This is a genomic window from Streptomyces sp. NPDC001868 (assembly GCF_040297125.1).
Taxonomy (GTDB): Bacteria; Actinomycetota; Actinomycetes; order Streptomycetales; family Streptomycetaceae; genus Streptomyces.
Genome location: NZ_JBEOYO010000027.1, coordinates 1 through 25,157 on the forward strand (window position 1 = coordinate 1; position 25,157 = coordinate 25,157).

Here is a 25,157-nt window from a genome sequence, read left to right on the forward strand (position 1 = left end):
CTCGCCAGGGTGGTCTCGTTGATCCCCAGGTCCTCGGCGACCTCGGCGATCGTCTTGCCGGTCTCCGTGACGATCCGCACAGCCCCCTCGCGGAAATCCGGGTCGAACTTCCGTCGCTTCTCCGCCATGACTCCCAACTTCCCCTGCAGTCACGGTCTTCACGCTACGAGGGGAGGGACACGAGCCCAGGTTGTGGTACATGACATGCAGGCCGACCGGACCCAGCGTTGGATGCCGGAACGCGCCGGGAACGGTACCGATCATGGCGAACCCGAGACGCTCATACAGCCTGACTGCCGGTGCGTTGGAGGCCGCGACAGCGTTGAACTGCACGCCGGCGAATCCGCTGCTTCGCGCCCAGTCCAGCAGATACTCGCCCAATGCCTGGCCGACACCCCGACCGCGAGCTTCTGGCGCGACCATGAAGTTTCCGCTGGCGATGTGCGAACCCGGACCTGGCCGGTTGGCGTACATGTTGGAGGTGCCGAGTACGCGCTGGTCCTCCACGGCCACTACGACGTGCCCTGGCGGCGGCACCACCCACAAGTCGTGCGCCTGCATCTCAGTTTGTAGCGGGTCGTAGCAGAAGGTGTCCCCTTTGCGGATGATCTGCTCGACGATCGGCCAGACCTGCGGCCAATCAGCCTCCTCGAACGTTCGGATCTCCATCTGCGTGAGATTAACCAACGGTGTGTGGCACTCCCACCGGTTATTTCCGGTGGCGTGCTGTCGACCAGGCTGCTCACTGGCGACGGAACGAGTTCGCCACGCGGCTGTTCACGTCCGCAGCCTCCGGTAGGTACCCGAAGAAGGCGCCGCAGGAGTCCCGGCCTGTTCCCGCGCTCGCGGACCCGTGGCCCGGCGTGCCCGCACGGGGCGGGGGAGCCCAAGGCCGAGCAGAGGCATGCTGGAGTCCCGGTGGCGAAGGGACTTACGCCCCGCACTGCGATCATCACCGTACGAGGCTTGGACCGGAACCCCGACCTAAAACACGGCCTGGTGTGGTGCGCCTGAAATCCGTCGGCGGGTCTGTCAAAGAACGGTGTGACCAGGGTGGTTGGGTTACTGGCGGGCTGCTGAGAGTCGGCCGTCGAAGGAGAAGAGCGCGGTGGCGGCGCCCGTCCACGCGACCACATCGTCGCCCCAGCCGGAGGTGTCCAGCAGCGGTTCGGTCCGCAGCAGCAGGTACGCCCCGGCGGCGTTTCTTCAACTCCGCCGCCATGTCGGTCATGTCGATCTCCCGCGAGCGGAACAGGGCGGTGACCACGGCGAATCCGATTGCCGTCTCCAGGGCCATGGCCGTGACCGCGAGGACGATCAGCACCTGTCCCTCGGCGGTCGCAGGTGCGATGTACTGCCAGGCGGTCGCGGCGGCGAGGATGACGCCGCCCAGCATCAGTTCGAGGCCCATCATCAGCATCACGATGGACTGCTGGGTCTGGGTGAGTGCGCCGAAGAGCCCGATGGAGAAGAGCGTGGCGGCCAACAGCAGAACAGTTCCAGTGTCACCGGCCGACACCGCCTCGTACGGGGTCGTCCGCGCGCCGTGCTCGTAGGTCGTCGCCGAGGCGGTCGTAGCGTCGCCGGCGGGTGGCCAGTACGACGGTGGCCACGATGGTCGCGAACAGTGCCATGCCCAGCGTCATCATGGTCAGCATCTGCGGGCCCATGAGCGACATACCGAGGTCCATGGTGGGATCGTCCGAGGGCCTTCCCTTGCGCACGGGCCAGGGTGCGAACAGGATCCCGCCGGCAGGAGCACGAAGACAAGACTGCAGACGACGGCCGCCGCAGCACGACGAGCCCGCCGACGCACAACAGCGAGGTCAGTAGGGAGAACGTCGCACGGGCCATGGAGTCGAAGCGGAACACCATGGAGCCGCTGACGACCGTCAGGACGGCCAGTACCCAGAAGACCGCGACATCCGTTCACGTACGACACCTCGCTCTCGTCATGGACTTCATGGGCTTCATGGACTTCACCGATTGAGCACCACCACGGCGACCACCAGCGCCTGCGCGATGGCCAGCGGAGTCGGCACGACCCAGGCCGGCTCCACATAGCGCTCCATCCGCACGGTCGGGACCCTGCGCCGAACCCGGACGAGGAACGCCAGCACGGCTGCGGTCTTGGGCACGGTCCACACCCAGTCGGGGAGCCACGGCCCGTGCCCGCCGCCGAGGAAGAGCGGCACGCTGAAGGCGGCGGCGACGACCAGCGGCAGCCAACGGCCACACCGAGGAACAGCACACGATTCCGCCGGACAACTCAGCGGCCATGCTCCCGGCCACGTCGCGCCCGGCGGGGTGGTCGAACGGCCCCCAGAAAGCCACCACCGCCATGGCGCTGAGCAGATAGATCCCGAAAGCCACCGGCATCCACACCGCGAACCACAAGCCGGCCTGGGCATCGACGACGTCGCCCACACGCAGCGACTCCGCGCCGAGCGCGGCCGTGGTGATCGCGAGCATGTGCGGCAGTTCGGGGCTGGCGGAGTTCGGAGCCACGCGCGTCAGCGCAGGTCAGGAGGTCGTCGGTGCATTCGTCGTGCTGTGAAGTAGATCTAACGCCCGTCCCTCCGGCCCGGCGGCTGGAAGGCGATGGGGTTGGCCTGGTCGCAGACCCCAGGCAGTTCCTCGTCACCACGCGAAGCGGCAAGAAGCGGCAACCGGACGCGGAGGCGTCGACCCGTGGCCGCTCTCAGCCGGACGGCCATGATGCGGCGAAGCAAACGCGCGCAGGCACCCCGGTGCTCCCGGAGCCCTACGCGCGCTGATCGGTTCGGTGGTCAGTGGTAGGCGTGGACGACGGCGTGGCCCCTGCCGCGGCCGATCATCCACTTGTTGACGGGCGTGGTGATCAGGAAGGCGACCGCAAAGCCGCCCAAGAGGGCCGCCCAGAACAGTCCGTCGGAGAGGTGGGCGTCCATGGCTCCGGGGGTGAGGGCGATGATCCCGTTGTCGACCAGCTCCATCACGGCGATCGAGACGGTGTCGGCGGCCAGCGCCACCTTGATCGCGGCCTTGAAGGCCAGGCCGGCCCGGCGTACGGCGAAGAGCGTGAACGAGTACCCGAACAGGAACGCGAGCGTGATCGCGAGGACCATGGTCGGCACGTTGCCCCACAGGAGGGCGGTGCCGATGACCATGCCGAGGATCTCGCCGATGGCGCACCCAGTCAGGCAGTGCAGCGTCGCCTTCGCAGCCATGGCCCAGGACGTTCCCGTGTGACCCTGGTGGGTCACCGAGTGGTCGTCGTGGCCTTTGTGAGCGGCGTTGTCGTGTGCGGTGCTCGTGTGGTGCTCGTTGTGCTCCATGAGTCTTCATCCCCATTCCTGTCCCTCGTGGCCCTCCTCGAGCCACAGTCTAGGAGGCTATACCCCAGGGGGGTATACCGCCAAGGAGGTGACGCTGCCTAATCTCGTCAACCTGGCGGGCCTTGGCCGACCGTTACCGCCTCGCCCACGTATCCGTCACCGATCCGTGGAACAAGGCCGCGATACGGCCTCCGTCCTCGCCCGCCACACCCGAAAACCCGCGCAGTGAAGCGCCGTTGCCCGGCGCCGATACCGTCAAGGCCGCCATGGGCACCGTCCTAGACCGGGCCGCCGTCACCGCCGTCGAGCGCCTGGTCCGGCATTCCGCACGCCACCTTCCGTCGCCGCTGCAGCGACCTGATCGGCACCCACTTTCAGCCCCGCTTCCTGGCTTCCGCCCAGCCAGCGTCAGAAGAAAGCCGACCGTGCCAAGGTGCAGGACGGGCTGGACTCTGCCTGGAGCGCGGCCGGAATTGAGGGCGTGGTCGTCAAAGGGGTCGCACAGCTACCTGCCGGGCGAGCGGCCCTGGGCCTCTATGACGATGCCGGCGGCCTGCGGACGGTCACCCCTCTGTCCGGAGACGTCGCCCCCACTGGTGGCTCGGCCCCGCCTGCGACTGGATCGGCGGCTACCTCGGCGCCCTCTACGATCCACAGCGTTTTCCCGCATGGGACGCACCACAAGAGGTCCTACGTCGTGATCACCGACAAGACCCTCCCGCGGACCGCGCAGACGGCGCAGACGGCTGAGGAGAACCTGAGGCGATCCTCCTGGTGCAGGATCTGAATCGCGAACGTGCATCCACCCCCTCCTGCCGTCGCCAGGTAATACCCTTGAAGGGTATGAAGCAGCTGGAGCAAGTCGAGGCCGAGCAGGCGGCGCCCGGGTACCACGACAACAAAGACGCCGTCCTCAAGCGGCTCCGCCGTGTCGAGGGTCAAGTGCGTGGCCTGCAGCGTCTGGTGCAGGAGGACACGTACTGCATCGACGTGCTCACCCAGGTCGCGGCCACCACCAAGGCCCTCCAAGCTGTGGCGATGCAGCTGTTGGAGGACCACCTGGGGCACTGCGTGCACGACGCCATCGCGGCCGGAGGAGACGAAGCCCAGGACAAGGTCGCCGAGGCTACGCAGGCCATCGCCCGGCTCATGCGCACCTGAGTCCGGCCCGAGCGGTTTCCGCACGGCGAGGCGCGCGACCGGAAAGGCCGCGCGCCTCGCCAGTGGGCGTCTTGTCATATCTACTTGAAGGACCGCAGCCGCAGGCTGTTGGTCACCACGAACACCGACGAGAACGCCATCGCGGCGCCCGCGATCATCGGGTTGAGCATGCCGAAGGCGGCGAGCGGCAGGGCCGCGACGTTGTAGCCGAATGCCCAGAACAGGTTGCCCTTGATGGTGGTCAGGGTCCTGCGGGAGAGCCGGATGGCGTCGGCGGCCACCCGCAGGTCACCGCGTACGAGAGTCAGGTCGCCTGCCTCGATCGCCGCGTCCGTGCCGGTGCCCATGGCCAGGCCGAGGTCGGCGGTGGCGAGGGCGGCCGCGTCGTTGACGCCGTCGCCGACCATCGCGACCGTACGCCCCTCGCTCTGCAGCCGCTTGACGACGTCGACCTTGTCCTGGGGCAGGACCTCGGCAATCACCTCGTCGATGCCGACGGCCTTGGCGACGGACTCGGCGACGAGTTGGTTGTCGCCGGTCAGCAGGACGGGCGTCAGGCCCAGACAGCGCAGCTCGGCCACTGCCTCGGCGCTGGTGTCCTTGATCGCGTCGGCGACGGTGAGGACGCCGCGTGCCTTGCCGTCCCAGGCTACGGCGATCGCCGTACGTCCTTCTGCCTCTGCGGCGGCCTTGGCCTCGGCAAGCTCCTGGGGCAGCTCGATGACCCTCCCCCACTCTCGGCTTCGCTCGAGTGGGGGGACCCCCATCTTGAGCAGCTTCTCGCGGCCGACGAGCACCGCGTGTCCGTCGACGACGCCCTGCACGCCGAGGCCGGCGACGTTCTCGAAGTTCTCCGGGACCGGCAGACTTCCGGCTCGCTCGGCCGCCCCGGCTGCGATGGCCTGGGCGATCGGGTGCTCGGAAGCGTGCTCCAACGCGCCTGCCAGCCGCAGCAGTTCGCCCTCGTCCACGCCCGGTGCGGTGAACACGTCCTGGAGGGTCATCCGGCCGGTGGTGACCGTGCCCGTCTTGTCCAGGACGACCGTGTCGACGCGGCGGGTGGACTCCAGGACCTCGGGGCCCTTGATGAGGATGCCGAGCTGGGCGCCGCGCCCGGTGCCGACCATCAGGGCGGTCGGCGTGGCCAGGCCCAGGGCGCAGGGGCAGGCGATGATCAGGACGGCGATGGCGGCGGTGAAGGCGGACACGGTGTCGCCGGTGGCTCCGAGCCAGACTCCGAACGTGGCGACCGCGATGAAGATGACGACCGGTACGAAGATCCCGGAGATCCGGTCGGCGAGCCGCTGCACCTCGGCCTTGCCGTTCTGCGCGTCCTCGACGAGCTTCGCCATCCGTGCGAGCTGGGTGTGCGTGCCGATGCGGGTCGCCTCGACGACGAGCCGGCCTCCGGCGTTGACGGTGGCGCCGGTGACGGCGTCCCCTACGGTCACGTCCACCGGCACCGACTCGCCGGTCAGCATGGAGGCGTCCACTGCGGAAGCGCCCTCGACGACGGTGCCGTCGGTGGCGATCTTCTCTCCGGGCCGTACGACGAAGCGGTCACCGACAGCCAACTGGCCAACGGGGATGCGTACTTCCTGGCCCCCGCGCAGCACCGCGACGTCCTTGGCGCCCAGCTCCATGAGCGCCCGCAGCGCCGCACCCGACTTCCTCTTGGCGCGAGCCTCCAGATACCGCCCGGCGAGGATGAACGTGGTCACTCCGGCCGCGGCCTCCAGGTAGATGGAGGAGGAGCCGTCCCCGCGGGAGATGGTGAACTCGAAGCCGTGGCGCATGCCCGGCATCCCGGCGTGTCCCCAGAACAGCGCCCACACCGACCAGCCGAGCGCGGCGAGTGTGCCGATCGACACCAGCGTGTCCATGGTGGCGGCGCCGTGCCGGGCGTTCGTCCAGGCGGCCCGGTGGAAGGGGAAGGCGCCCCAGACGACGACGGGAGCCGCCAGGGTCAGAGACAGCCACTGCCAGTTGTCGAACTGCAGAGCCGGAACCATCGCCATCAGAACGACAGGCACGGTGAGCACCAGCGAGATGTACAGGCGCTGCCGCAGGGTCAGCAGTTCACCGTCCGCCGCCGGAGCGGTCTCTCCCTCGCGCTCTTCGGTGATGGCGGAAGCGGGCGGGGGTGGCTCCTCGGCGGTGTAGCCGGTCTTCTCGACGGTGGCGATCAGGTCGGCGACCTCGACGCCCGCCGGGAACGAGACCTTCGCCTTCTCGGTGGCGTAGTTGACGGTAGCGGTGACGCCGTCCATACGGTTGAGCTTCTTCTCGATGCGGGCGGCGCACGAGGCACAGGTCATGCCGCCGATGGAGAGCTCGACCTCGGCGGCGGGCGCGGGCGCCGTGCCGGTGAGTGTCTTCTCGGGAGCCGTGCTGGTCATGGGCTTATCTCCAGGGGGAGGCCGGGACGTACGGCGTCCGTATCAGCGGAGCGGTACGTCCCGGCGCGGGAGGAATTCGCTGTCCGGGGCCTTGGGCGGCCTCGAAGGGAGCGTCAGGCGCGGCCGACGAGCTCGTACCCGGCCTCGTCGACGGCGGCGCGGACGGCCTCCTCGTCGAGTGGGGCGGCGGAAGTGACGGTCACCTCGCCGGTGTCGGCGACAGCGTTGACCGCGGTGACGCCGGCGAGCGCGGAGATCTCCTGGGAGACCGCGCCCTCGCAGTGGCCGCAGGTCATGCCGGTCACCTTGTAGCTGGTGGTGACGCCGACGCCCTGGACATCGACCGTGTCACCGGAGCCGCAGGATCCGCAGCAAGAGCCGGAGCTGGAGTTCGTCTCAGTGGTCATGGCTACTTCCTCAGGGTGTGGATGCGTGAGTCGTCCTGCGCGGGAGAGGCGTTGTTCCCCGTCCTCTCCCACGGACGCCAACACTATACCCCCTAGGGGTATTCTCCCCAGTGTGGCGCTGCCCGCTCGGTCTGGTCGGTGCGATCCGTCTACCGCTAATGTGCTTAGTAGGTGTCGCGACGTGCGGCGAACAACTTCACATCGAAGCGACGGTGAGCAGGAACCCGGTGAGAATTCGGGGCGGTCCCGCCACTGTGACCGGGGGTGCCCCGGGAGTCGGACGCTGACCCGTCGTCCTCCTGAACTGGTCGTCCACCCGCTGCGAGACGGCCTGATCGCCGCCGCGGCCGTGAGCCTGGCACTGGTCGCGTTGGACGCGGTGTTCTTGGACCAGGGCGCGCTGCTGTCACCGATGCTGGGCAAGATCGCGACATCGGCCAACTACATTCACGAGTTCGCCCATGACGGCCGGCACCTACTCGTCCGCTATCCGGCCAACCCGCCGGGGGCGGGCGATCCGGGGACGCTCGACACCCGGGTGAACGCGTGGCTCGCCGCCATGGCGATCGGAGTGATCGCCGTCGCCCTGGCCTGGCGCGTCCATCGGTGGCTGGAGTAGCACGGTCGTCCCGCGCCGCTGTGCCAGCTGGCTGTGACGGCCATCGTGCTGGCCGCGCTGGCGTCGCTGTTCGCCCTGCCGGACAGCCCTGACGCGGTGACCGCCCCAGCCGCGCTCGTGTGGGACTTCAGGGTGCTCTCGGCCGCCTCCATGGGTCTGCTCTGGGGCGGGCCGGCCGTGGCTTCGGGTTGCTCGGGGTGGGGGCGGCCCATGCCCGGACGACGGCGAGCGTGCGTACGGCGGCCGCGCCTGTCGCCTGACGCCCAGGTGGGATGACCTCGGTCGTCGCACCCGCGAGATGTCCGCGTCGACCGAGTCCTTGATGGCTCAACGGACGATCAGGGTGCCTTTCATCTCCGGATGGAGGGTGCAGACGAAGCCGTACTCGCCGGCCTCGGAGGGGGCGGTGAAGGTCCCGGATTCCCCACCGGCGATGTTCCCGGTGTCGAAGGCATCGCCGTCCGTGGCTGTGAGGAGTGCACGGCGGAGTCCTTGTTCACCACGGCGACGTTCTCGCCCGGCCGCACTTCCGGACCAGCCGGGCTGAACGCGAAGTCCTCCATCGTGATGCGGAGCGCGCCTGCGGACTTGATGAAGGAGGCGCTGACGAGATGGCGGGGCTGGGCGAGGTCGGAGAGGAGTCGTCGTCCCCGTTGGCGCAGGCGGTCGCGAACAGCAGGGCGGCGATTGCCCCAAGAGCCAGTGGGGCGGCACGGCGGCGGCGATGCAGTGGCCAGGAGGCCTCACACGGCCATCATCAGCAACATCGCGGACATGGTCCCGCCCATGCCGATGTGGGCCGCCAGCGCAGCGTCGGGCGCGGCCCCGAGTTTGCGGCGCCGCCCGTGGCCCGTTCGCTGTGCTGTCCGTGCCCTCTCCCACGCCGAGATCGTCAGCGAGGCCAGGAAGACCAACACCGTGTCCGGCATGGCCAGCAGCCAGCGGCCCAAACTGCGTGAGCTCGAACCCCGGCTGCCCCGGCCGGTGCCCCGGACCTTGGCCCACACGGACGCGCCGACCGACAGCAGGAAGTACACGGCGAGGGCCACGACCAGGAACCGCCACACCGAAGTGGACCCGGCGGAGGCGGTGGCATCGGCTGCGGTGTGCGTCATGCCGTGCGTGTCCGCCCCATGCGTGGACCCCATACCCTCCATGGACTCCATGCCGGCCATCTCATGCGTGTGCGTCGCGTTCGCCGTGTTCTCCATGCCCGGCATGTGCGCCATCGAGTGCCCGCCGCCCAGGGCGAGCACCGGTCCGGACGAGGTGCTTGTCATTGCGAGCGTCATGATCACCATGCCGGCACTACCGACGATGAGGTGGACCCAGTGCCGACCGTGCTTCCATCCGCCTTCGCGCGCGTGCCTGGCCGCCATCGCGACGCCTCCGAGCCCGAGGAGGGCGAATGCCCCTGACCACCACATGCCGTAGTCCGCATACCAGGCGACGGTCGCGGGCAAGGCCATCGCGGCCATGCACAGCCCCATCAACAGGTCGCCTCCGGCCGCGAGCCGGGTCACGCCGCTGGTGGTCACCAGGCGGACCGCGCTGACGGCGGCCACCAGGGCGGAGACCAGCGCGATGGCCCAACTGAGAGCCATGGTTCCCATCTTCACCTTCCCGATCGTCCGAACACGGCCGGACTGCGCTGCCGACGCAGCCTCGCCGCACAGAGCACTCGTGGGCGTCTCTTGGGCTGCCAACTGCTAGTGCCCTTAGTACGTCCCGGGGTTGGAGAGCGTTCAGGGTGCCAGTGGGATTTCGCGGCGCGGCGACGCGGAACTGCGACTTCAGCATTGCTAAGTGATGTCGGTCACGCTATGAGTGCGAGTGGGACACCATGCTGGGACGCCATGCGCGACGTCCGTCGTTCGTCAGACCGCTGGAAGCCGTGGAGACGACCTGCGGCGGAGAAACGCAAGCCGCGCCGCTGGTCGCGGCAGCCAGCGAACAGGGGGGATCAACGTCGTGCGTCTGTCGCGCCCGAGCCTGAGCGTCGTCCGTAGGCCGCGGCTACTGCCGCGTACCCGCACAGGGCAGCGGCGGCTGGTGCGGGCGGTCGCCCTGTGCCAAGAGCCGGGCGTCCACTCGTACGGGCTCAGCGCGGTCGACCACCACGACGCGGTCTGGTGCTACGGCGCCACCCGCGAACTGTTCGCCGCGGGCAAGGCGTCCCAGGATGCGGCGTTCGAGCCGGACCCCCAGTTCCTCGGGCCGGGGGGGGCGGGTGTGGCGCGGGCGCTGGTCCACGACCGGTGATGACGTGAGGTATCCCGCTGGTTCACGGGTTGTTGGGTGTGCCAGACTTGCTCCTGGTGCTACTAATGGATTTCGTAGCATCATCGAACCCTTCGGGCGGGTGGCCGTGGGCGGTGCAACAGGAAGCGGCGCGCAAGTGCCGGTATTGCCCACGGCCACCCCTCCGTAACCACGGCTGTCGACCAGGCATTAGGGTACCCCCTGGGGGTATGATGCTGATTCGGTGAGCACGGCACAGGTGGAGGGCATGGCTATTCGGTCAGCTGACAGCGGCGGCATAGCCGCCCGCTGGGCCTACGGGGTGCTTCTGACCTGGTGCGTCACGCTGGCCGTGCTCGTTCACCACGAGACGACCGCAATGAGCGTCACGTCGATGCCGAGCGCAGCCCATGGCCTGATGCCCCGGACGGCCCATGCCGCTCATGTGATGCCGGAGGAGACGGCGCCGGCGGTCTCGGGCCACTCCTCGCACAGCGCCGACGTCAACGGAGGGTGCTTCACTCCCGGGACGCAGCACTGCGCCACGGGGAGCGTCTCCTCCGTACAACTCGCCGTACCCGCCTCGGTCGCGTTCGATCCACTGGCGAACCCGCGTCAAGCCCTGACCGAACACGCGCCTGGCGCCGCGGTCGGCCGAGCCCCGCCCGATCTGTCTGTCCTCTCGCAACTGCGCATATAGGCCGCGCCGGACGGCGCGCGATGTGCCGTTCCCTCCGCGACCACGTCGGCAGTTTCGAATCAGAGGACACAACGCAATGAACAGCATCGACCGTCGCTCCATCCTGCTCGCCGGGCTGGGAGTCGCAGGCGCAGGAGCACTCGCTGCCTGCACCGACGCGAGTGGCACCGGCAGCGGCAACACCTTGGTCAACCCTTCCGCCTCGGCAGTCGCCGCCAAGGAGAAGAAGCGCAAGAGCACGGGACGCGAGCAGAAGCTCACCCTGACCGCCGCGTCCGCGAGGATCGACCTGGGCGGTGGCGTCATGCCCAGGACGTGGGCCTTCGACGGACGCACCCCGGGCAAGGAGGTGCGCCTCTCCGTCGGTGACACCCTGGTCGCCGAGCTGTCGAACCAGCTCCCGGACAAGACGGCCACGTCGATCCACTGGCACGGCATCGCCCTGCGCAACGACATGGACGGCGTGCCGCCCGCGACCCAGACCGCCGTCCGGGCCGGCTCGGCCTTCACCTACAAGTTCGTCGCCGACGCCCCCGGCACCTATTTCTTCCACCCGCACGTCGGCGTCCAGCTCGACCGAGGCCTGTACGCGCCGCTGATCGTCGAGGACCCCAAGGAGGCCCTCGCGTACGACGACGAGTGGGTCGTCCTCCTCGACGACTGGGTCGACGGCGTCACCGGTACCCCCGACGAGGTCTTCGCCGAAGTCAGGCAGGGCATGGGCGGCATGCACACAGGGGACAGCGGCAGCTCGGGCTCCGACGGCATGGAGGGCCATGACATGGGGAGCATGAACATGAACATGAACATGGACATGGGGGAATCCGCGTCCCCATCGGCTTCCGCCTCGTCCGGCGGCGGGTCGATGAAGTTCATGTTGATGGGCGCCGAGAGCGACCTGCTCGGCGGTGACGCCGGTGACGTGAACTACCCGCACCACCTGATCAACGGCCGGGTGGCCACCGACCCGGACGTCTACACCGGCAAGCCCGGCAAGAAGGTGCGGCTGCGCATCATCAACGCGGGCGGGGACACCGCGTACCGGGTGGCCCTCGGCGGCCACAAGCTGACCATCACCCACACCGACGGCTTCCCTGTCGAGCACCAGGAAGTGGATGCTTTGCTGGTCGGCATGGGTGAGCGTTACGACGTCCTGGTCACCCTGGGCGACGGGGTCTTTCCACTCGTGGCCGTGGCCGAGGGTAAGAACGCGAACGGCCTGGCTCTGGTGCGCACCGGCTCGGGGAGCGCGCCGAAAGCGACTGTCCGCCCGAAGGAACTCGACGGCATGATCATGACGGCTTCTCAGCTGCGGGCGGCCGATGGCGTTCGCCTGAAGTCCGCCAAGACCGACGTCACACACGAGATCAAGCTGACCGGTGGCATGGAGAAGTACGACTGGGCCATCAACGGCACGCCGTTCGACATGAACGACCCCGAGGCGAACCCGATCGTCATCGAGGAGGGCCAGCGAGTACGGCTCGACTTCGTCAACGACACCGACATGTGGCACCCGATGCACCTGCACGGCCACACGTACCAGCTCGGAGCGGCCGGCCCGCGCAAGGACACCTCGATCGTGCTGCCGAAGAAGAAGCTGTCCGTCTTCTTCGACGCCGACAACCCGGGCCAGTGGATGCTGCACTGCCACAACGCCTACCACGGCGAGGCCGGGATGATGGCGAACGTGGCCTACAAGGCCTGACACTCCGCTGACTCCGGCCAGGGCCCACGGGGGCGCGGCCGCCGCTGCCGTACCGGGAACGCCCGGTACGGCAGCGGCCTTTCCGCATTAGGCGGTCAGTGGCCGTGGCCGTCCTCCGCGTGACCGGGTTCGGCCTCGGTGGTCGCACTGGATTGCGGTGCGGGGGAGGACTCGGAGGCGGGAGCGGAGGACTCCTTCTCGGTGCTGTGCTCGTCGGATTCCTCCTCCGTGGCGTCACCGTGGCTGTGCCCGCTCTCACCGGAAGGCTCGCCCAGTCCGTCCGCCACCGCGCGCAGGCCGAAGAAGCTGACGGCGGCTGTGAGGAGTACCGCGAGGCCCATGGGGCCGAAGATGCGGCGCCAGGAGGACTCCGCGTCCTTCAGTACGAAGGCGATGAAGGAGACAGTTGTCCCCAAGGGGACCAGGACGGCGCCCCGGTCCGGGAAGTCCTCGAAGTGCTGCAGGCCGCCGCTGAGCATGCCGATGCCGAACGAGAGCATCAGGGAAGCCACGATGACGAGGACCGAGCGACGCAGCGTGGGCCGGTCGGCGGCGAGCAGGAACTCGTTCACCACCGTCGCGGCCAGGAAGACCAGGACGCCGACGACGGCGATCTTCGTGTACCGGGCCGGGTCCAGCGGGTGGTGCACCACGGCGCCGCTGATGAGGCCCGCGCCGACGAAGTACAGCACGTATCCGATGTAGCGGCCCGCGAGCGGGGCCGGCCTGCGGGCGCGCCGCCGTCCGCGAGCGCGGCGGGCGGCCGCTCGGCCACCACCGGGGCGCGGTTGCTGGGGTGCTGAGGGCGTGGGGCGGTCGGTGACGAGAGACAAGGCGGGGCCTTTCAGCGGCTCGAAGTCGCGGGAGAAACAGGGAGGGCAGGCGTGGCCAGGCATGGCTGAGACGCTTGGTGCCAGGCTCAGGCCGAAGGGCGCGGGTCGTCGCTGGCCTGCCGACTCAGGGCGCACGAAGCCCTTCATGGAACGGGAACAGGCAGGAGTGGGCAGCGGCCCGGCAGGGGGATGTGTCCGGTTCGCCTAAATGCGCAGTACGGATGACGCGCGAAGTGACACGGTGTCCGGGCCCGCGTTGACGGCATACGAGCCGGAGCGAGGCAACAGACGGCAGGGTTCGGTCACTTCGAGCGGTGATGTGCTGGGTGGAGGCACGTCGAACGGGCCACTCGGCTGGCTCGGCGCGCAGTTGTGCGCGGAGCTCGCGGACTCGTCGTCCTCGTGCTGGCCGTTCTCGTGCTCGCCGTGATCGGGTTCGGCGGAGGACTCCGGTTCGTCGGCACTCAGCGACGTCGTGATGCCTGCCTCAAGATGCCCGGCGGCACTCTCTCCGTGGAGGCCGTGGGTGAACAGCAGGCTGACCAGCAGCATCGCGAGCCACAGCAGACGGGGCAGCCACAGAGCCCGCGCGCGGGCTCGCTTCGGGGCTGCGGTGGTCCGTTCCGTGAGCACGCCGCGATCATAGCCAGTCCGGGATACAGGTCAGTGCGCACTCTGGGCCGGGAGTTCCAGGCGGAGTTCGTATCCGCCGTCGGCCGTGGGGCCGGAGGTGATCGTGCCGCCGAGGAGTTCGGCCCGTTGGCGCAGGCCGACGAGGCCGTGGTGGGCGCAGGGCAGGGGGGAGAGCGGGCCGGGTGGGGGCCGTGTTGGTGATGGCGGCCTGGACGGTGTCTTCGGCGTGGTGGACGTGGATGGTCGCGGTGGCGCCGGGGGCGTGCTTGCGTACGTTGGTCAGGGCCTCCTGAACAGTGCGGTAGACGGCGCGCTGGACGGCCGGCGGAGGGTCGTCGGGCAGGTCCGTCCACAGCTCGGCCTCGATGCCGCTGGAGTCGACCAGGCGGCGGAGATCGGCCAGGGACGGCTGGGGAGTCAGCTCGGTGGGGCGGCTGCCCGAGGCGCGCAGGACGCTGACCATGTGCCGCAGCTCCTCCAGTGTCTGCACGCTCAGCCGCCGGATGGTGGACGCGGCCTCCTTCGTCTCCGGGTCCCGGCTTCCCACCTGGAGCGCGTGGTGCACATGCAGGTGGCCGGCCACGTCGCCGATGCCGCGGCCGAGACGAACCTGTCAAACCGCGATCTCGTCGGGATGAGGATCCAGTTGCTGGCCGATGCAGCAGTTGCCCTGCTGGTACTGCTCATGGCGGTCGTCCTGTCGGTGTACAGGCCGAGGGGCCTGACCCGTTACGGATGGCACAAGCAGCACGAGCCGCGAGCCCCGAAGCGGCCTGCGGCCCGAGGCGACCAAGCAGCCGGTCTGACCGTCTCCCGAGGTGGTACGAGGAAGACGACGAAGTAGTGGGCGAGGCCAGGCAGATGCCGCTTCGATCACCGAGCCGCGATCCCCGGATTGAGCGAACACGACCGCTATCCCCGTTCTGCCGGGGTTTCGCGAGCCTCGACCGTGTGTCCCGCGTGCTGCTCCTTTCCGAGCAAAGTGGCCACGAGACCGGCGCCGAGCACTAGGAGGGCCGCGGCGACGGTGAGCGCCAACGAGAAGCCCTCCGTCGCGGCGCGCTGCGCGGTGGCGGAGTCGGCCAGGTCGTTCCCGCGACGCGCCGCCAAGCTCACCAGCGCCGCCAACCCCACGGCGCCGCCGACTTGTTGCACCGAGCTCAGGACCGCTGAGCCGAGGCCGGCGTTCTCCCCCGTGGTGCCGGTGAGCGCGGCCATCGTCAGGGCGGGCAGGCTCAGTCCGCATCCGAGGCTCGTGACGAGCATGCCCGGCAGCACTCCGGACGCGTAGCCGTCGCCCGCTGCCACGCCGGACAGCAGGAGCAGTCCGGCTGAGCTGGTCAGGAACCCCGTGACGAGCATCAGTCGTACTCCGAGCCTGAGCATCGCACGGGAGGAGAGCCACATGCCGGCGAGGATGCCGCCGCCGTACGGCAGATAGGCGACGCCGGCCGTGAGCGGACCGTAGTGCAGAACGGTCTGCAGATGCAGCATCAGCAGGAAGGCCATCGCATAGAAGGCGGCTGAGAACAGCAAAGTCGAACTGTTGGCGACGGCGCGGATCCGCGAGGATAGGAAGCCCAACGGCACGAGGGGCTCGGCGATACGTGTCTCGACCGCGAGGAACGAGACCGCCAGCACGACGGCGAGGGCCAAGGGGACGACGGAGGCCGCGTGACCCCAGCCCGACTCCCCGGTCTGGAGCAGGCCGTAGACCAGGGATACGAGGGCGCCGGTGCCAAGCACCGCACCGGGTACGTCGATGCGTGCCGGACGGCGGGCGCGGCTCTCGGCGACCAGGCGGGGGAGCAGTGCGAGGGCGAAAAGGGCCACTGGCAGGTTGATGAGGAAGATCCAGCGCCAGGACGCGAGACCCGTCAGCGCGCCGGAGATCACCAGGCCCAGCGTGCCGCCCAGACCCGCGATGCCGCCCCAGACGCCGAGCGCCTTGGCGCGCTCCTCAGGGCTGGGGAACAGGAGTGTGATCAGTGCCAGCGCGGCGGGGCTGGCCATGGCCGCGCCAGCACCCTGGACGAATCGTCCAGCCACGAGTTGCCAGGGTTCCTGTGCGAGCCCGCAGGCCAGGCTCGCCACACCGAACAGCGCGACACCGGCCAGGAAGACACGTCGGCGGCCCAGCAGATCGGCCGCGCGGCCGAACAGCAGGAGCAGTCCCCCGAAGGCGAGGAAATAGGCGTTGACGACCCAGGCCAGACCTGCGGTGCTGAAGCCGAGTTCGTCCCGGATGCTGGGGAGCGCGACGCTCACCACGGTGTCGTCCAGGACGAGCATGAACTGCACGAAGCACAGGACGATCAGCGCGGGGAGACGGCGGTTGGAGCCTGAGGCCGGGACCCGTGCCGAGGTCATGCCGGGCATCCCGTCGTGGACGTGCCCGGCGCGTTCGTACGGCGATGGCGGCGCCCGTGGCGCTGATGAGTGATCGGCATAAGACGAGGCTATGTACCGGCCCCCTTTGGCCGCGATGCGCTACGAGGTCAGGTCGTATCGCGTTGAGGACATACGCTTGGTCGCATGGATGAGGCTGTCGCGTGTGCGGCCCCAACGGGGGTAGGGGCGATTGTCGTTGGGAGCTTCCCGCTGTCGTCGGGGCAGTGGTTCGACCCGCACAGTCATCCGCAGCACCAGTTGGCCTGGACTCGACGTGGTGTGCTCGGTGTCGCCGTCGGCGACGCCTACTGGATCCTGCCGCCCACACGGGCGTTGTGGTTGCCCGCGGGCGTCGTCCACCGGACCGGTGCGACCCGCGACGCGGTCCTTTGCAGCCTCTACCTCGAACCGGATCGCTGCGGGCTGGACTGGGCCGAGCCCACACCGGTCGGCGTAGACGGGCTGCTGGCCCACCTGATCGCCTACCTTGCCCGTGAGGACCTCGCCGACGACGCGCGACTGCGGGCCGAGGCGGTCGTGCTGGACCTGCTGCGCCCGCTGCCCACCACACCCATCGACGTCCCGTATCCCGTCGACGACCGACTGCGTGCCGTGGCCGACACACTGCTCGCCGACCCCGCGGACCCGCGTCGCCTCGACGCCCACGCACGGGCCGTCGGAGTGAGCCGACGCACCCTGACACGGTTGTTCGTCCACGACACCGGCATGAACTTCGACCGATGGCGCACTCATGTGCGGCTGCGTGCCGCACTGTCTCTCCTCGCCGAAGGCCAGCCCGTCTCCCGCGTCGCACACACCGTGGGGTACGCGACAGCGAGCGCCTTCCTGGCGGCGTTCCGGCGAACCGTCGGCACTTCCCCGAGTCGCTATCTCAACGGCGACGCCATGTTCGGGGCGTCCGAGCAGAGCCCCGGCTCGGACGGATGACCCTGCGCTTGCGAAGGTGGGTCAAGAAGCCAGCGGCGCCAGCTCGGAGAAGGTCCTGCCGCCGTCACGCGACTCGTACACGCCCGTCATCGTCGCCGCGAGGATGTGGTCGGCGTTCACCGCGGTAAGTGCCTGGGGCTGCCCGCCGGGCACGGCCGTGAGCTCCTTCCACGACTTGCCGCTGTCCGTGCTGCTGCTCAGCTTCCCTGAGGTGCTGATGCCGAAGAGGGACTTCTCCGCAGGCCAGGACACAAACGCTTGCACCGGCCCGGCACCCTTGCCGAAGGTACGGCCGCCGTCGGTGCTGGTGGCAACACCCTCCGCAGTGGTGGCCAACAGCTTGTCCCCGGCAGGACTCACCGCGAGGTCGAGGGCCTCCAGCGTCGCCCGGTCGTCCCAGCTCTTCAGATCGCCGCTGACCCGGATCCGTCCTCCCTCGTATCCGTAGACGGTGCCCTTGGCCGAGTCCAGGGAGTGGAAGTCGGCCTCTCCCGACAGTGACCGGGACGTCCACGTGCGGCCCGTGTCCTTGCTCTCGATCAGCCCGACGTTGCCGGGGCGGTCGCTGCCCGGGGCGCCGTGTCCGCTGGCGATGAAGGTCTTCTCGCCGGTCACGGTGAAGCCCATGAAGTCGTCTTTGCTGTCGCCGACGAGTTTCGGTCTCTGTCCCTTGGCGACGGTGTAGAGGCCGTTGTGGGTGGCGACGTACACGCGTCCGTCAGCGGGATCGACGCCCAGGCCGTGCACGTGGGACAGGGCCTCCGAAGACTGCGAGGTACTCGCTTCGTTTCCCGTCTCCGCAGAGCTGCCTCCGCAGGCGGCGAGGACCAGAGCGGCGACGGACGTGCCCGCGACGGCGAGCAGGGGACGGACGGCGGGGCGTGCGGTCACGGGAGTTCCTCGAGTGGTACAGAGGTTGGGCTCAGGGCCTGCTGGCGGCGAAGAACGGCATGGAGTCCAGCGGGACGATCTCGATGTTCTTGCCGGTGCGCGGGGCGTGGATGGCCTTGCCGTTGCCGACGTACATGCCGTTGTGCTGGTTGTCGTTGTACCAGTAGATGATGTCGCCGGGCTGAAGGTCCGACCTGGCCACCTTGCGGCCGGCGTCGTACTGCTGCTTGACGGTACGCGGCAGTGAGACGCCCGCCGCCCGCCAGGAAGCGCCGGTCAGGCCCGAGCAGTCGAAGGAGTTGGGGCCTGTGGAGCCCCACTCATAGGGCTTGCCGAGCTGTGCGTACGCGAAGTCGAGCGCGGCTTTGGCACGCCTGCCGGCCGGGCCGTCGTACGTGGCGGCGGAGTCACTGGCGCCCGCGGCGACGTCCTCGCGCTCCTGGTCGGCTTCCATCTTGGCGCGCTGGGCGGCCGTCAGGCTGTTCAGGAGCTTGCGGGCCTTGGCGAGCTTCTCCTGGACCTCGTCCTTCTTCTCGCCGGCCTTGGCACGGGTCTCCTCCAGGTTCTTCAGGCGCGTCTGGGCGGCCTCGCGTTCCTGGGTGAGCTCTCGCTGCTTGGTCTGCATTGACCGGAGGGCCTCGGCTTGTCGTCCGTTCGTACGGTCGAGCATCTGGGCACGGTCGAGGTAGTCGTCGGGGTCGCCGGACAAGAAGAGCTGCACGCTCGGGTCGATGCCACCGTTGCGGTACTGCTCGGCCGCCAGCGGGCCTGTTTTCTCCCGCAGTTCGTTGACCTCCTGCTGCTTGAGGGCGATACGGTCCTGTACACCGTCCACCTCGCGCTGCAGCTTCTCCTGCTTCTCGCTGATGGCGTTGTACTCCTCGGTGGGAGCCTCGGCCTCCTCGTAGAGCCTCTCGACCTGCTTGCGGACCTCGTCCACCGTCGGCTTGGGAGCCGCCTGGCTCTGCGTCGGCAGGAGGCTGACGGCACCGGCGGCCATGCCGAGGGTGGCGATCCGGGCACGGCTGGGCGGCTTCGGCCGACGGTGCATTGCCATCGTGGTGTGACTCCTCTGCGCGGTCTGTGTACCAGGGCGACGGGCTGGCGGCCGTCGTACCGGCGCCCAGGGCGCCGACCGGTCAGGCGCTTTAGAACTTAGTAGCTTAGTAGTTCGTACCGCAAGCGAGCCCCTGCCACTTCCGTCTCACAGAACCGGTCAGCCGAGCCCAGGAGGGCAGGTGAGGAGCAGCGGCAGCAGCGGAACAGCCACAGCCGCGGCGGCCACGGAGCCCCACAGTGCCGGGTGGGGCGCCTCGCGCGGACCGAGGACCCGCTTCAAGCGGATGAGGACGGTGTGGCCTCCCGCGGCGAGCGTGCCCTTGGGGGCGCGGGCCGCGGCCATCTCGTACATCGCGGTGGCCAGCACCTCGTGGGAGTGGCGGCGCAGGGCACGGTCGTCCGCGACCATCTCCAGCAGCAGTGCCGTCTGTTCTCGGGCATGACGTGCCAGGGGGAGCCGTCGGAACACCGAGTGGAAGGCCTCCGCGGCGGCCAGGACCAGGTGGTGGCGGAGTGTGATGTGGGCCTGCTCGTGCTCGAGGACGGCGCCGAGCTGCTCCGGAGTCAACTCGCGTATTGCCGCGTCACTGATCACGATGCGGGGATGGCGGCCGGGCAGGCAGTATGCGGCGGGGATGTCGTACGGCAGGACGGTGGCGCTCAGTCCTGCCGAGTGGCGGCCCACCAGATCGAGGGTCTCGCGGTGCTCCGTGCGCGCCCGACGGGCCCGCGTCACGTGGAAGACGAAGGCCGCCGCCAGGGCGATCGCGATGGCTGCGGGCACGCCGACGGCCAGTCGGCCCACCGTGTCGGGGTCGGCTTCGCCTGATCCCATATCGAGCCCGCAGGAGTGCAGCAGCCCCACAAGTCCCGCGTGCAGGTGCTCGGTCGGCATGACCAGGTTGTACGCGGACAGTGCGACCCCGATCGAGAAGGACACCGCCAGTGCGTGCCAGACCGCCACGGCCAGGGCGGGCGCCCGGTGCGGCCAGCCGGCGCGCAGCATCAGGGGTGGGGCGACGAAGCCCACCGCCGCCGTGTAGCCGACCAGGACCGGAGCCGAGTTCATGTCTTCGCCTGTCGTCCGGCGTTCCGCAGGGCCTTGCGCAGGGCGGCTTGCTCTTCCTCGGTCATGTTCTCGACGAAGTGGACCAGTGCGGCCGGGCGGTCCTTGCTCTCGCCCAAGCCGTCCTCCATGAGTGCGGCGGCGTAGGCCTCGCGGCTGCGTACGGGGGAGTACAGCCAGGCGCGGCCCTGCTTGCCCCGCAGCAACCAGCCCTTGTTGTACAGGATGTTGGTGACAGTCATCACCGTCGTATACGCGAGAGGCCGGGTCTTGTTGATGTCGTCGACGACCTCACGCACCGTGGCCGGACGGTTCCACGTCCAGAAGCGGTCCATGATCTCCGCTTCGAGATCCCCCAGCCGTCGCATGGCCCTGACTTCCTTTCGCCACTGAATACGCAGGGCCATAGTAGACGGCTGGGGGCCCCTCGGTCCTCTGGGCGGCGGCGGATGCTCACACCTGCCCGGCCGCTTTGGTTGCTCTTCCGGGTGGGCGCATACCCCGGGTAGGTATCATGTCTCCGACCCCGCCCGGGTGGTGCCGAGACGCAAGGGAACAATGGCCTGTGCCTACGATGACGCTGTGAAGCGCCTCGTACAGTTTGCTCGACCGCAATCGGTGTTGCGGTCCTGTGGGCTGCTCGTGGGTGCTCTGCTGCTGGGCCTGCTCGGAATGCACGGTCTCGGACCGGTGCCGGAGGCTGCCCACGGGCATGACCGTACGGTGGCGGCCGCGGGCATGGACATGGACGCCGTGACGGCCGCTGCGCCTGGCGCCTGTGATCACGCGGAGGGCGGCTGCCAGGGTCACGCGAAGCACGCGGATCCGACCTGCGCCTCCGCTTCGGTGGCTGGGGCTCCCGGTGTGGTGCCCGCGCTGCTGCCCGACGTAGTGGCTCGCGCTGGAATGCCGCTCACCCGCACTTCTTCGGGTGGCAGTGGACCGGATGGTGGCCGGGCGCCGCCTTCGCTCGCCGAACTTCAACTCCTGCGGATCTAGAACGGCCCGCGTGACGCCGCATGCCCGTGACATCGCGGTGCCACGCATCGGTATGCCTTTCGCAGATTCGATCCCAGGAGTTCAACCGTGACCGCACACCGCAAGCTCATTCGCCGTACCGTCCTGACCGCCACCGCCGCGGTGGCCGCCCTCGTACTCGCCGCCTGTGGTGGCGGGGGCCACGACATGGGGTCCATGGAATCCGACTCCAGCCCGTCCAAGAGCGCCTCGGCCAAGGCCGGCGACCACGACGAAGCGGACGTCGACTTCGCCACGGAGATGATCCAGCACCACCGCCAGGCCATCGAGATGGCTGACCTGGCCGCCGACCGCGCTTCCTCTCAGGAGGTCAAGGACCTCGCCACGAAGGTCAAGGGTGCGCAGGACCCGGAGATCGAGACGATGTCGGGCTGGCTCACCTCGTGGGGCGAGGAGGTTCCCGAGGACATGTCCGGCATGGAGGGCCACGACATGTCGTCCGACATGCCCGGAATGATGAGCGGCGAGGACATGGGCAAACTGGAGAAGGCCTCCGGCGCCGAGTTCGACACGATGTTCCTCCAGATGATGGTCGAGCACCACGAGGGTGCCGTCGAGATGGCCAAGGCCGAGAAGGCCGACGGCAAGTACGGCCCCGCGACCAAGCTCGCGGACGACGTCATCACGGCCCAGACCGCCGAGATCGAGCAGATGAACAAGATGCTCGGCAAGAGCTGACCGGCAACAGAAGTGGCGTGGTCGGGCGGTGCAGTCTGCACCGCCCGGCCGCACCGTTTCCCGTTCTTCGAGGCAGCCGTGCAGAGTCGGCCAGGGCGTTTGCGAAGGGACTGCAAATCGGTCGGTGTAACTTCCGATCATGGAAGATGCGTCGATGACCAGTGAGAACGTGGCCGAGCACGAGGCTGTCGAGTCGGCAGCGATGGTGTCAGCGAAGGCCGTGGACGACCAGCTGATCGACGAGCCGGTGAGCCGGGCCCAGGCCGAGGGCCTGCAGTTGACAGTGATGATGTAGCCCGCTTTCGAGGGCGAGATCACCGACCACCTCGGCTATGACAAGCACGATCCGGCGGGCAAGAACGGCGGCAACTCCCGCAACGGCAAACGCTCAAGACCGTGCTGACCGACGTGGGACCAGTGGAGATAAACGAGTTCCCGCGTCTCGTCGGCCGGATCGACGTCCGCGACCGCGATGCCCGCTCCCTCCGCCGCGAGCCTACGGGCGATCTCCTGCCCGATACCGGCACTGCCCCCGGTCACGACGGCGGTCCGGCCCGGCCCGTCAGTCTCCCAGCCATGGCTCTCTTCTCCTCGGTCGGCGCTCGAACGGGACAGGAGCGACGCACAGCGTCATGTGGCGACCTCTGCGCTGAAGCGATGCGCTTCGTGGCGCTGCCCGAGTTCCGCCGGCCCCGGCAAGGGCATCACCCACGGATTCGGCGCGTCGAGGCCGCGGACGAGTGGTGGCCTGTTCGTCCAATGAACATGCCCATTGAGCGCGACGGAGGTCACTCCTACCTTTTCGCTGCTCGGCGGGCTGGCCACCAGGGCCGAGCGTCCTGAATCGAATTTGGTCGATGGCCACGCGGAGGTGCTCCGCAAGGGCCTCAGGGGCGGTTCGTCAGCGGTGTTGCCGGGACGGGCGCGACAAAAGCACCCACAGAGGGGTCCGGCGGCGAACGTCGGTTCCGACAGCAGCGCTCTGCGCGCGAGGAGTCATCCATGGTTCAGACCGATACACCCAGTGCGGCAAAGGGAGAGGGTGGCAGATACACCCTGAGCCCAGGCACTCTGACGGCGGTGGTTCTCGCTGTGTGCCTTGCGCAGATCGCCCTGTCCGTCCCCTCGCTCATCAACGGGTTGATCCAGCAGGATCTCTCGCCGTCCTCGGCCCAACTGACGTGGATCACTGAGGCGTTCATGCTTCCCGTAGCCGCGCTGGGACTGGGCTTCGGCGTGTTCGGTGACCTGTTCGGCCGTAGGCGCCTGCTCATCGGGGGCGCCGCGCTCATTGTCGTGGGCTCGGCTCTCGCGGTCCTGGTGCCGGGCGCGGGATCCTCGACCGACACTCGGGTGACGTTGCTGATCCTTGCCCAAGTCCTCAACGGCATCGGGGCCGCGGCCATCTTCCCGACGAGCCTCGCCATGGTGGCGGCCGGCACGCACACCACCGCCACCCGCGCGCGTGGCGTGGCGATCTGGGCTACCGCACTCTCGGTCGGCGGCTTCCTCGGACCGCTGCTGGCAGGCCTCGCCGCCAAGATCGAAGTCGGCTGGGCCGGGAACGCCAACTGGCGCTGGGCCTTCGTCGGCGTCATTGTCATCGCCGCGGTGAGCGTGGTCCTTTCGCTGGCCCTCGCCCAGAACTCCGCCTCGCCCGAGGGCCGCTCCGTGGACTGGCCGGGTCAGATCACCGCCGCGCTCGGCCTGTTCGCTCTGATGTACGCCGTGATCCAGGGCTCCGAGAGCGGCTGGGGGAGCCCGCAGATCGGCATCGCGTTCATCGCCGCGGCCGTCTTCCTCGTGCTGTTCGTCTTCGCCGAGAGCCGTGCGGCCGCCCCGTTGCTGCTCCTGAGTGTGTTCAGGAACCGGGCGTTCGCCCTGAACTCGGTGGTCACCCTGATCGGTATGTTCGCGTTCCTCGTGATCATGTACGGCACCAGTATCCGCCTCACCATCATCCAGGGGTTCAGCCCACTGCAGAGCTCCGTCGCCTACCTCTTCTTCGGAGGCATCGGCTTCGTGCTGCTGCCCCTCACCTCCAAGCTGCTCGAGCGCTACAACCCTCGGTGGGTTCTCTGCACAGCCCTGACTCTCATCGGCGCCAGCGGGCTGTGGTTCGCCGTCGTTCCGACGAGCAGCCGGTCCCTGGTCGCCATCGTCGGGCCGCTGATTCTCGCCGGCGTCGGCTCGGCACTCGCCTTCGCCTCCGTCACCGCGGTCGCGGTCAACACGTTGCCCAACCACTTCGCCGGTATGGCGAGCGGTGTCACGAGCACGATCCGGGACCTCGGGTTCGCCCTCGGCCCCGCGATCGCCGGCGCTGTCGCGCTGAGCCGAGCCGCCGACGAGATCGCCCGCAAGCTGGCCGGGGATCCTGAACTGAGGAACGCCTACGAGGCCTTCCAGGCCTCTGCGGCCCATGCTCCCGCGGATCAGAGGCCGCAGCTGGAGGCGGCAGTGCACGCCGTGGAATCGGGTCCGCTAGGCGCCAACTCGGTACCGGACAGCATCACCCTGCCGGATGGTCAGGTGGTGCCCTTCAACCCGCTCAAGGATGTCGCTTTCGACGCCCTCAGCAGCAGCTACTCCCTCGCATACGTGCTCGGTGGCGTAGCTGCTCTCGTGGCGGCGGCACTCACTCTCGTCGGCGCGCGCGGTGGTGTGGGCGAGTCTCATCTCGACGACGATCCGCACACCCTCGACGGCTGACCGCCTGACGAACGCGCCGGCGCCGGGACGGGGGCAGCGGGTCGGCCAGGACAACCGGAGCGCCCGCCGCGACTGGCTCCTCGGAAGCAGCAGTTGCGGCGGGCCACGGCGTACAAGTCACAACGATCAACGAACGCACTCGGACAGGAGCCGAACAATGACCACCGCGCACTCAGGGCCGCATGACAGCGAGCTTCCTCGGTTTCAACGCGGCCATGGGACCCACCGTCGAGGAAGCGACCCGGCGCCTGCCCGACCTGGCGCTGTTCCTGGTTCAGGCCGTGGCCGCACGATGGGGTTCTCGACCGAATAGGGATGGCGCCTCGGCCACATGCGGCTCGCCCGGCGGCAGCCACCGG

24 protein-coding genes, 7 pseudogenes and 1 riboswitch are annotated in these 25,157 nt (G+C 68.9%); of the genes and pseudogenes, 13 read left to right on the forward strand and 18 right to left on the reverse strand.

Features of this window, described 5'->3' with window-relative positions:
• Together ABT147_RS27680 and ABT147_RS27685 are read right to left on the reverse strand one after the other, a co-directional pair.
• Positions 1-128 (reverse strand): transposase (locus tag ABT147_RS27680; RefSeq protein WP_351411112.1); only part of this gene is annotated, 128 nt, incomplete at its 3' end.
• Between the two features lie 139 nt (positions 129-267).
• A pseudogene (locus ABT147_RS27685) lies at positions 268-669 on the reverse strand (GNAT family N-acetyltransferase); the annotation flags it as partial.
• Positions 670-707: 38 nt separating this feature from the next.
• On the opposite strand from ABT147_RS27685, the pseudogene ABT147_RS27690 reads away from it, so the two are divergent.
• A pseudogene (locus tag ABT147_RS27690) lies at positions 708-939 on the forward strand (LacI family transcriptional regulator); the annotation flags it as partial.
• 262 nt (positions 940-1,201) lie between these two features.
• On the opposite strand, the pseudogene ABT147_RS27695 reads toward ABT147_RS27690, so the two are convergent.
• Positions 1,202-1,519, reverse strand: a pseudogene (locus ABT147_RS27695) (NADH-quinone oxidoreductase subunit NuoK); the annotation flags it as partial.
• Positions 1,506-1,691: a hypothetical protein gene (locus ABT147_RS47390; protein ID WP_502983173.1), complete on the reverse strand. Its 186-nt coding sequence runs from the start codon at positions 1,689-1,691 to the stop codon at positions 1,506-1,508. The gene ABT147_RS47390 and the pseudogene ABT147_RS27695, both read right to left, overlap by 14 nt.
• A gap of 161 nt (positions 1,692-1,852) precedes the next feature.
• Between ABT147_RS47390 and ABT147_RS27705 the strand changes: the two genes are divergently transcribed.
• Positions 1,853-1,990 carry a hypothetical protein gene (locus tag ABT147_RS27705; protein ID WP_351411115.1) on the forward strand — a complete coding sequence of 46 codons (138 nt, stop codon included), beginning with the start codon at positions 1,853-1,855 and terminating at the stop codon, positions 1,988-1,990.
• Here the strand turns inward: ABT147_RS27705 and ABT147_RS27710 are convergent.
• Together ABT147_RS27710 and ABT147_RS27715 are read right to left on the reverse strand one after the other, a co-directional pair.
• Positions 1,980-2,484: pseudogene (locus ABT147_RS27710) on the reverse strand (NADH-quinone oxidoreductase subunit H); the annotation flags it as partial. The gene ABT147_RS27705 and the pseudogene ABT147_RS27710 sit on opposite strands and share 11 nt — an antisense overlap.
• Before the next feature lie 305 nt (positions 2,485-2,789).
• A complete protein-coding gene (locus ABT147_RS27715; RefSeq protein WP_351410911.1) occupies positions 2,790-3,317 on the reverse strand; it encodes a DUF4396 domain-containing protein in 528 nt (175 codons plus the stop codon).
• Between the two features lie 843 nt (positions 3,318-4,160).
• Between ABT147_RS27715 and ABT147_RS27720 the strand changes: the two genes are divergently transcribed.
• Complete coding sequence (locus ABT147_RS27720) at positions 4,161-4,478, forward strand: metal-sensitive transcriptional regulator (protein ID WP_351410914.1); 318 nt, start codon at positions 4,161-4,163, stop codon at positions 4,476-4,478.
• Positions 4,479-4,558: 80 nt separating this feature from the next.
• Here ABT147_RS27720 and ABT147_RS27725 read toward each other — a convergent pair whose 3' ends face one another.
• Positions 4,559-6,877 (reverse strand): heavy metal translocating P-type ATPase, encoded by a 2,319-nt coding sequence (locus tag ABT147_RS27725; protein WP_351410916.1) that lies wholly within the window; start codon positions 6,875-6,877, stop codon positions 4,559-4,561.
• Positions 6,878-6,990: 113 nt separating this feature from the next.
• Positions 6,991-7,284 (reverse strand): heavy-metal-associated domain-containing protein, encoded by a 294-nt coding sequence (locus ABT147_RS27730; protein WP_351410918.1) that lies wholly within the window; start codon positions 7,282-7,284, stop codon positions 6,991-6,993.
• A gap of 152 nt (positions 7,285-7,436) precedes the next feature.
• Positions 7,437-7,590, forward strand: a riboswitch (cobalamin riboswitch).
• Between the two features lie 43 nt (positions 7,591-7,633).
• On the opposite strand from ABT147_RS27730, the gene ABT147_RS27735 reads away from it, so the two are divergent.
• On the forward strand, positions 7,634-7,903 hold the full coding sequence (locus ABT147_RS27735) for a CbtA family protein (RefSeq protein WP_351410920.1): 270 nt from the start codon (positions 7,634-7,636) through the stop codon (positions 7,901-7,903).
• 743 nt (positions 7,904-8,646) lie between these two features.
• On the opposite strand, the gene ABT147_RS27740 is transcribed toward ABT147_RS27735, so the two are convergent.
• Positions 8,647-9,507 carry a DUF5134 domain-containing protein gene (locus ABT147_RS27740; protein WP_351410922.1) on the reverse strand — a complete coding sequence of 287 codons (861 nt, stop codon included), beginning with the start codon at positions 9,505-9,507 and terminating at the stop codon, positions 8,647-8,649.
• Positions 9,508-9,874: 367 nt separating this feature from the next.
• On the opposite strand from ABT147_RS27740, the gene ABT147_RS27745 reads away from it, so the two are divergent.
• The 3 genes from ABT147_RS27745 (at position 9,875) to ABT147_RS27755 (ending at position 12,549) form a co-directional block, all read left to right on the forward strand.
• Positions 9,875-10,165: a hypothetical protein gene (locus ABT147_RS27745; protein WP_502983174.1), complete on the forward strand. Its 291-nt coding sequence runs from the start codon at positions 9,875-9,877 to the stop codon at positions 10,163-10,165.
• Positions 10,166-10,412: 247 nt separating this feature from the next.
• Positions 10,413-10,844 (forward strand): DUF6153 family protein, encoded by a 432-nt coding sequence (locus tag ABT147_RS27750; RefSeq protein ID WP_351410925.1) that lies wholly within the window; start codon positions 10,413-10,415, stop codon positions 10,842-10,844.
• 76 nt (positions 10,845-10,920) lie between these two features.
• The gene (locus ABT147_RS27755; protein ID WP_351410927.1) at positions 10,921-12,549 is read left to right on the forward strand and encodes a multicopper oxidase family protein; all 1,629 of its coding nucleotides are present in this window, start codon (positions 10,921-10,923) and stop codon (positions 12,547-12,549) included.
• 95 nt (positions 12,550-12,644) lie between these two features.
• Here the strand turns inward: ABT147_RS27755 and ABT147_RS27760 are convergent, their stop codons facing one another.
• The 4 genes and pseudogenes from ABT147_RS27760 to ABT147_RS27775 form a co-directional block, all read right to left on the reverse strand.
• Positions 12,645-13,382, reverse strand: a complete 738-nt coding sequence (locus tag ABT147_RS27760) for a hypothetical protein (protein WP_351410929.1) — start codon at positions 13,380-13,382, stop codon at positions 12,645-12,647.
• 204 nt (positions 13,383-13,586) lie between these two features.
• Complete coding sequence (locus tag ABT147_RS27765; protein WP_351410931.1) at positions 13,587-14,015, reverse strand: hypothetical protein; 429 nt, start codon at positions 14,013-14,015, stop codon at positions 13,587-13,589.
• A gap of 30 nt (positions 14,016-14,045) precedes the next feature.
• Positions 14,046-14,628, reverse strand: a pseudogene (locus ABT147_RS27770) (sensor histidine kinase); the annotation flags it as partial.
• Between the two features lie 299 nt (positions 14,629-14,927).
• Positions 14,928-16,385, reverse strand: a complete 1,458-nt coding sequence (locus ABT147_RS27775; protein ID WP_351410933.1) for an MFS transporter — start codon at positions 16,383-16,385, stop codon at positions 14,928-14,930.
• Between the two features lie 165 nt (positions 16,386-16,550).
• Between ABT147_RS27775 and ABT147_RS27780 the strand changes: the two genes are divergently transcribed.
• Positions 16,551-17,354: an AraC family transcriptional regulator gene (locus ABT147_RS27780; protein WP_351410935.1), complete on the forward strand. Its 804-nt coding sequence runs from the start codon at positions 16,551-16,553 to the stop codon at positions 17,352-17,354.
• Between the two features lie 21 nt (positions 17,355-17,375).
• Here ABT147_RS27780 and ABT147_RS27785 read toward each other — a convergent pair whose 3' ends face one another.
• The 4 genes from ABT147_RS27785 to ABT147_RS27800 all read right to left on the reverse strand — a co-directional run bounded on the left by ABT147_RS27785 (position 17,376) and on the right by ABT147_RS27800 (position 20,738).
• Entirely contained in the window at positions 17,376-18,245 is an 870-nt protein-coding gene (locus ABT147_RS27785; RefSeq protein ID WP_351410937.1) for a F510_1955 family glycosylhydrolase, read from the reverse strand.
• A gap of 31 nt (positions 18,246-18,276) precedes the next feature.
• Positions 18,277-19,302 carry a C40 family peptidase gene (locus ABT147_RS27790; RefSeq protein WP_351410940.1) on the reverse strand — a complete coding sequence of 342 codons (1,026 nt, stop codon included), beginning with the start codon at positions 19,300-19,302 and terminating at the stop codon, positions 18,277-18,279.
• Between the two features lie 159 nt (positions 19,303-19,461).
• Positions 19,462-20,373 carry a M56 family metallopeptidase gene (locus tag ABT147_RS27795; RefSeq protein WP_351410942.1) on the reverse strand — a complete coding sequence of 304 codons (912 nt, stop codon included), beginning with the start codon at positions 20,371-20,373 and terminating at the stop codon, positions 19,462-19,464.
• A complete protein-coding gene (locus ABT147_RS27800) occupies positions 20,370-20,738 on the reverse strand; it encodes a BlaI/MecI/CopY family transcriptional regulator (protein ID WP_351410944.1) in 369 nt (122 codons plus the stop codon). The genes ABT147_RS27795 and ABT147_RS27800 overlap by 4 nt, the downstream gene beginning before the upstream one ends.
• 190 nt (positions 20,739-20,928) lie before the next feature.
• Between ABT147_RS27800 and ABT147_RS27805 the strand changes: the two genes are divergently transcribed.
• The 4 genes and pseudogenes from ABT147_RS27805 to ABT147_RS47395 form a co-directional block, all read left to right on the forward strand.
• A complete protein-coding gene (locus ABT147_RS27805) occupies positions 20,929-21,369 on the forward strand; it encodes a DUF6153 family protein (protein ID WP_351410946.1) in 441 nt (146 codons plus the stop codon).
• 87 nt (positions 21,370-21,456) lie between these two features.
• On the forward strand, positions 21,457-22,086 hold the full coding sequence (locus ABT147_RS27810; protein ID WP_351410948.1) for a DUF305 domain-containing protein: 630 nt from the start codon (positions 21,457-21,459) through the stop codon (positions 22,084-22,086).
• Positions 22,087-22,240: 154 nt separating this feature from the next.
• The gene (locus tag ABT147_RS27815) at positions 22,241-22,381 is read left to right on the forward strand and encodes a hypothetical protein (RefSeq protein WP_351411116.1); all 141 of its coding nucleotides are present in this window, start codon (positions 22,241-22,243) and stop codon (positions 22,379-22,381) included.
• A 3-nt stretch (positions 22,382-22,384) separates the two neighbouring features.
• A pseudogene (locus ABT147_RS47395) lies at positions 22,385-22,527 on the forward strand (transposase); the annotation flags it as partial.
• A gap of 12 nt (positions 22,528-22,539) precedes the next feature.
• Here the strand turns inward: ABT147_RS47395 and ABT147_RS47400 are convergent.
• A pseudogene (locus ABT147_RS47400) lies at positions 22,540-22,626 on the reverse strand (1-phenylethanol dehydrogenase); the annotation flags it as partial.
• 462 nt (positions 22,627-23,088) lie between these two features.
• Here ABT147_RS47400 and ABT147_RS27825 point away from each other — a divergent pair.
• The gene (locus tag ABT147_RS27825; protein WP_502983175.1) at positions 23,089-24,798 is read left to right on the forward strand and encodes an MFS transporter; all 1,710 of its coding nucleotides are present in this window, start codon (positions 23,089-23,091) and stop codon (positions 24,796-24,798) included.
• Positions 24,799-25,157 lie beyond the last annotated feature (359 nt).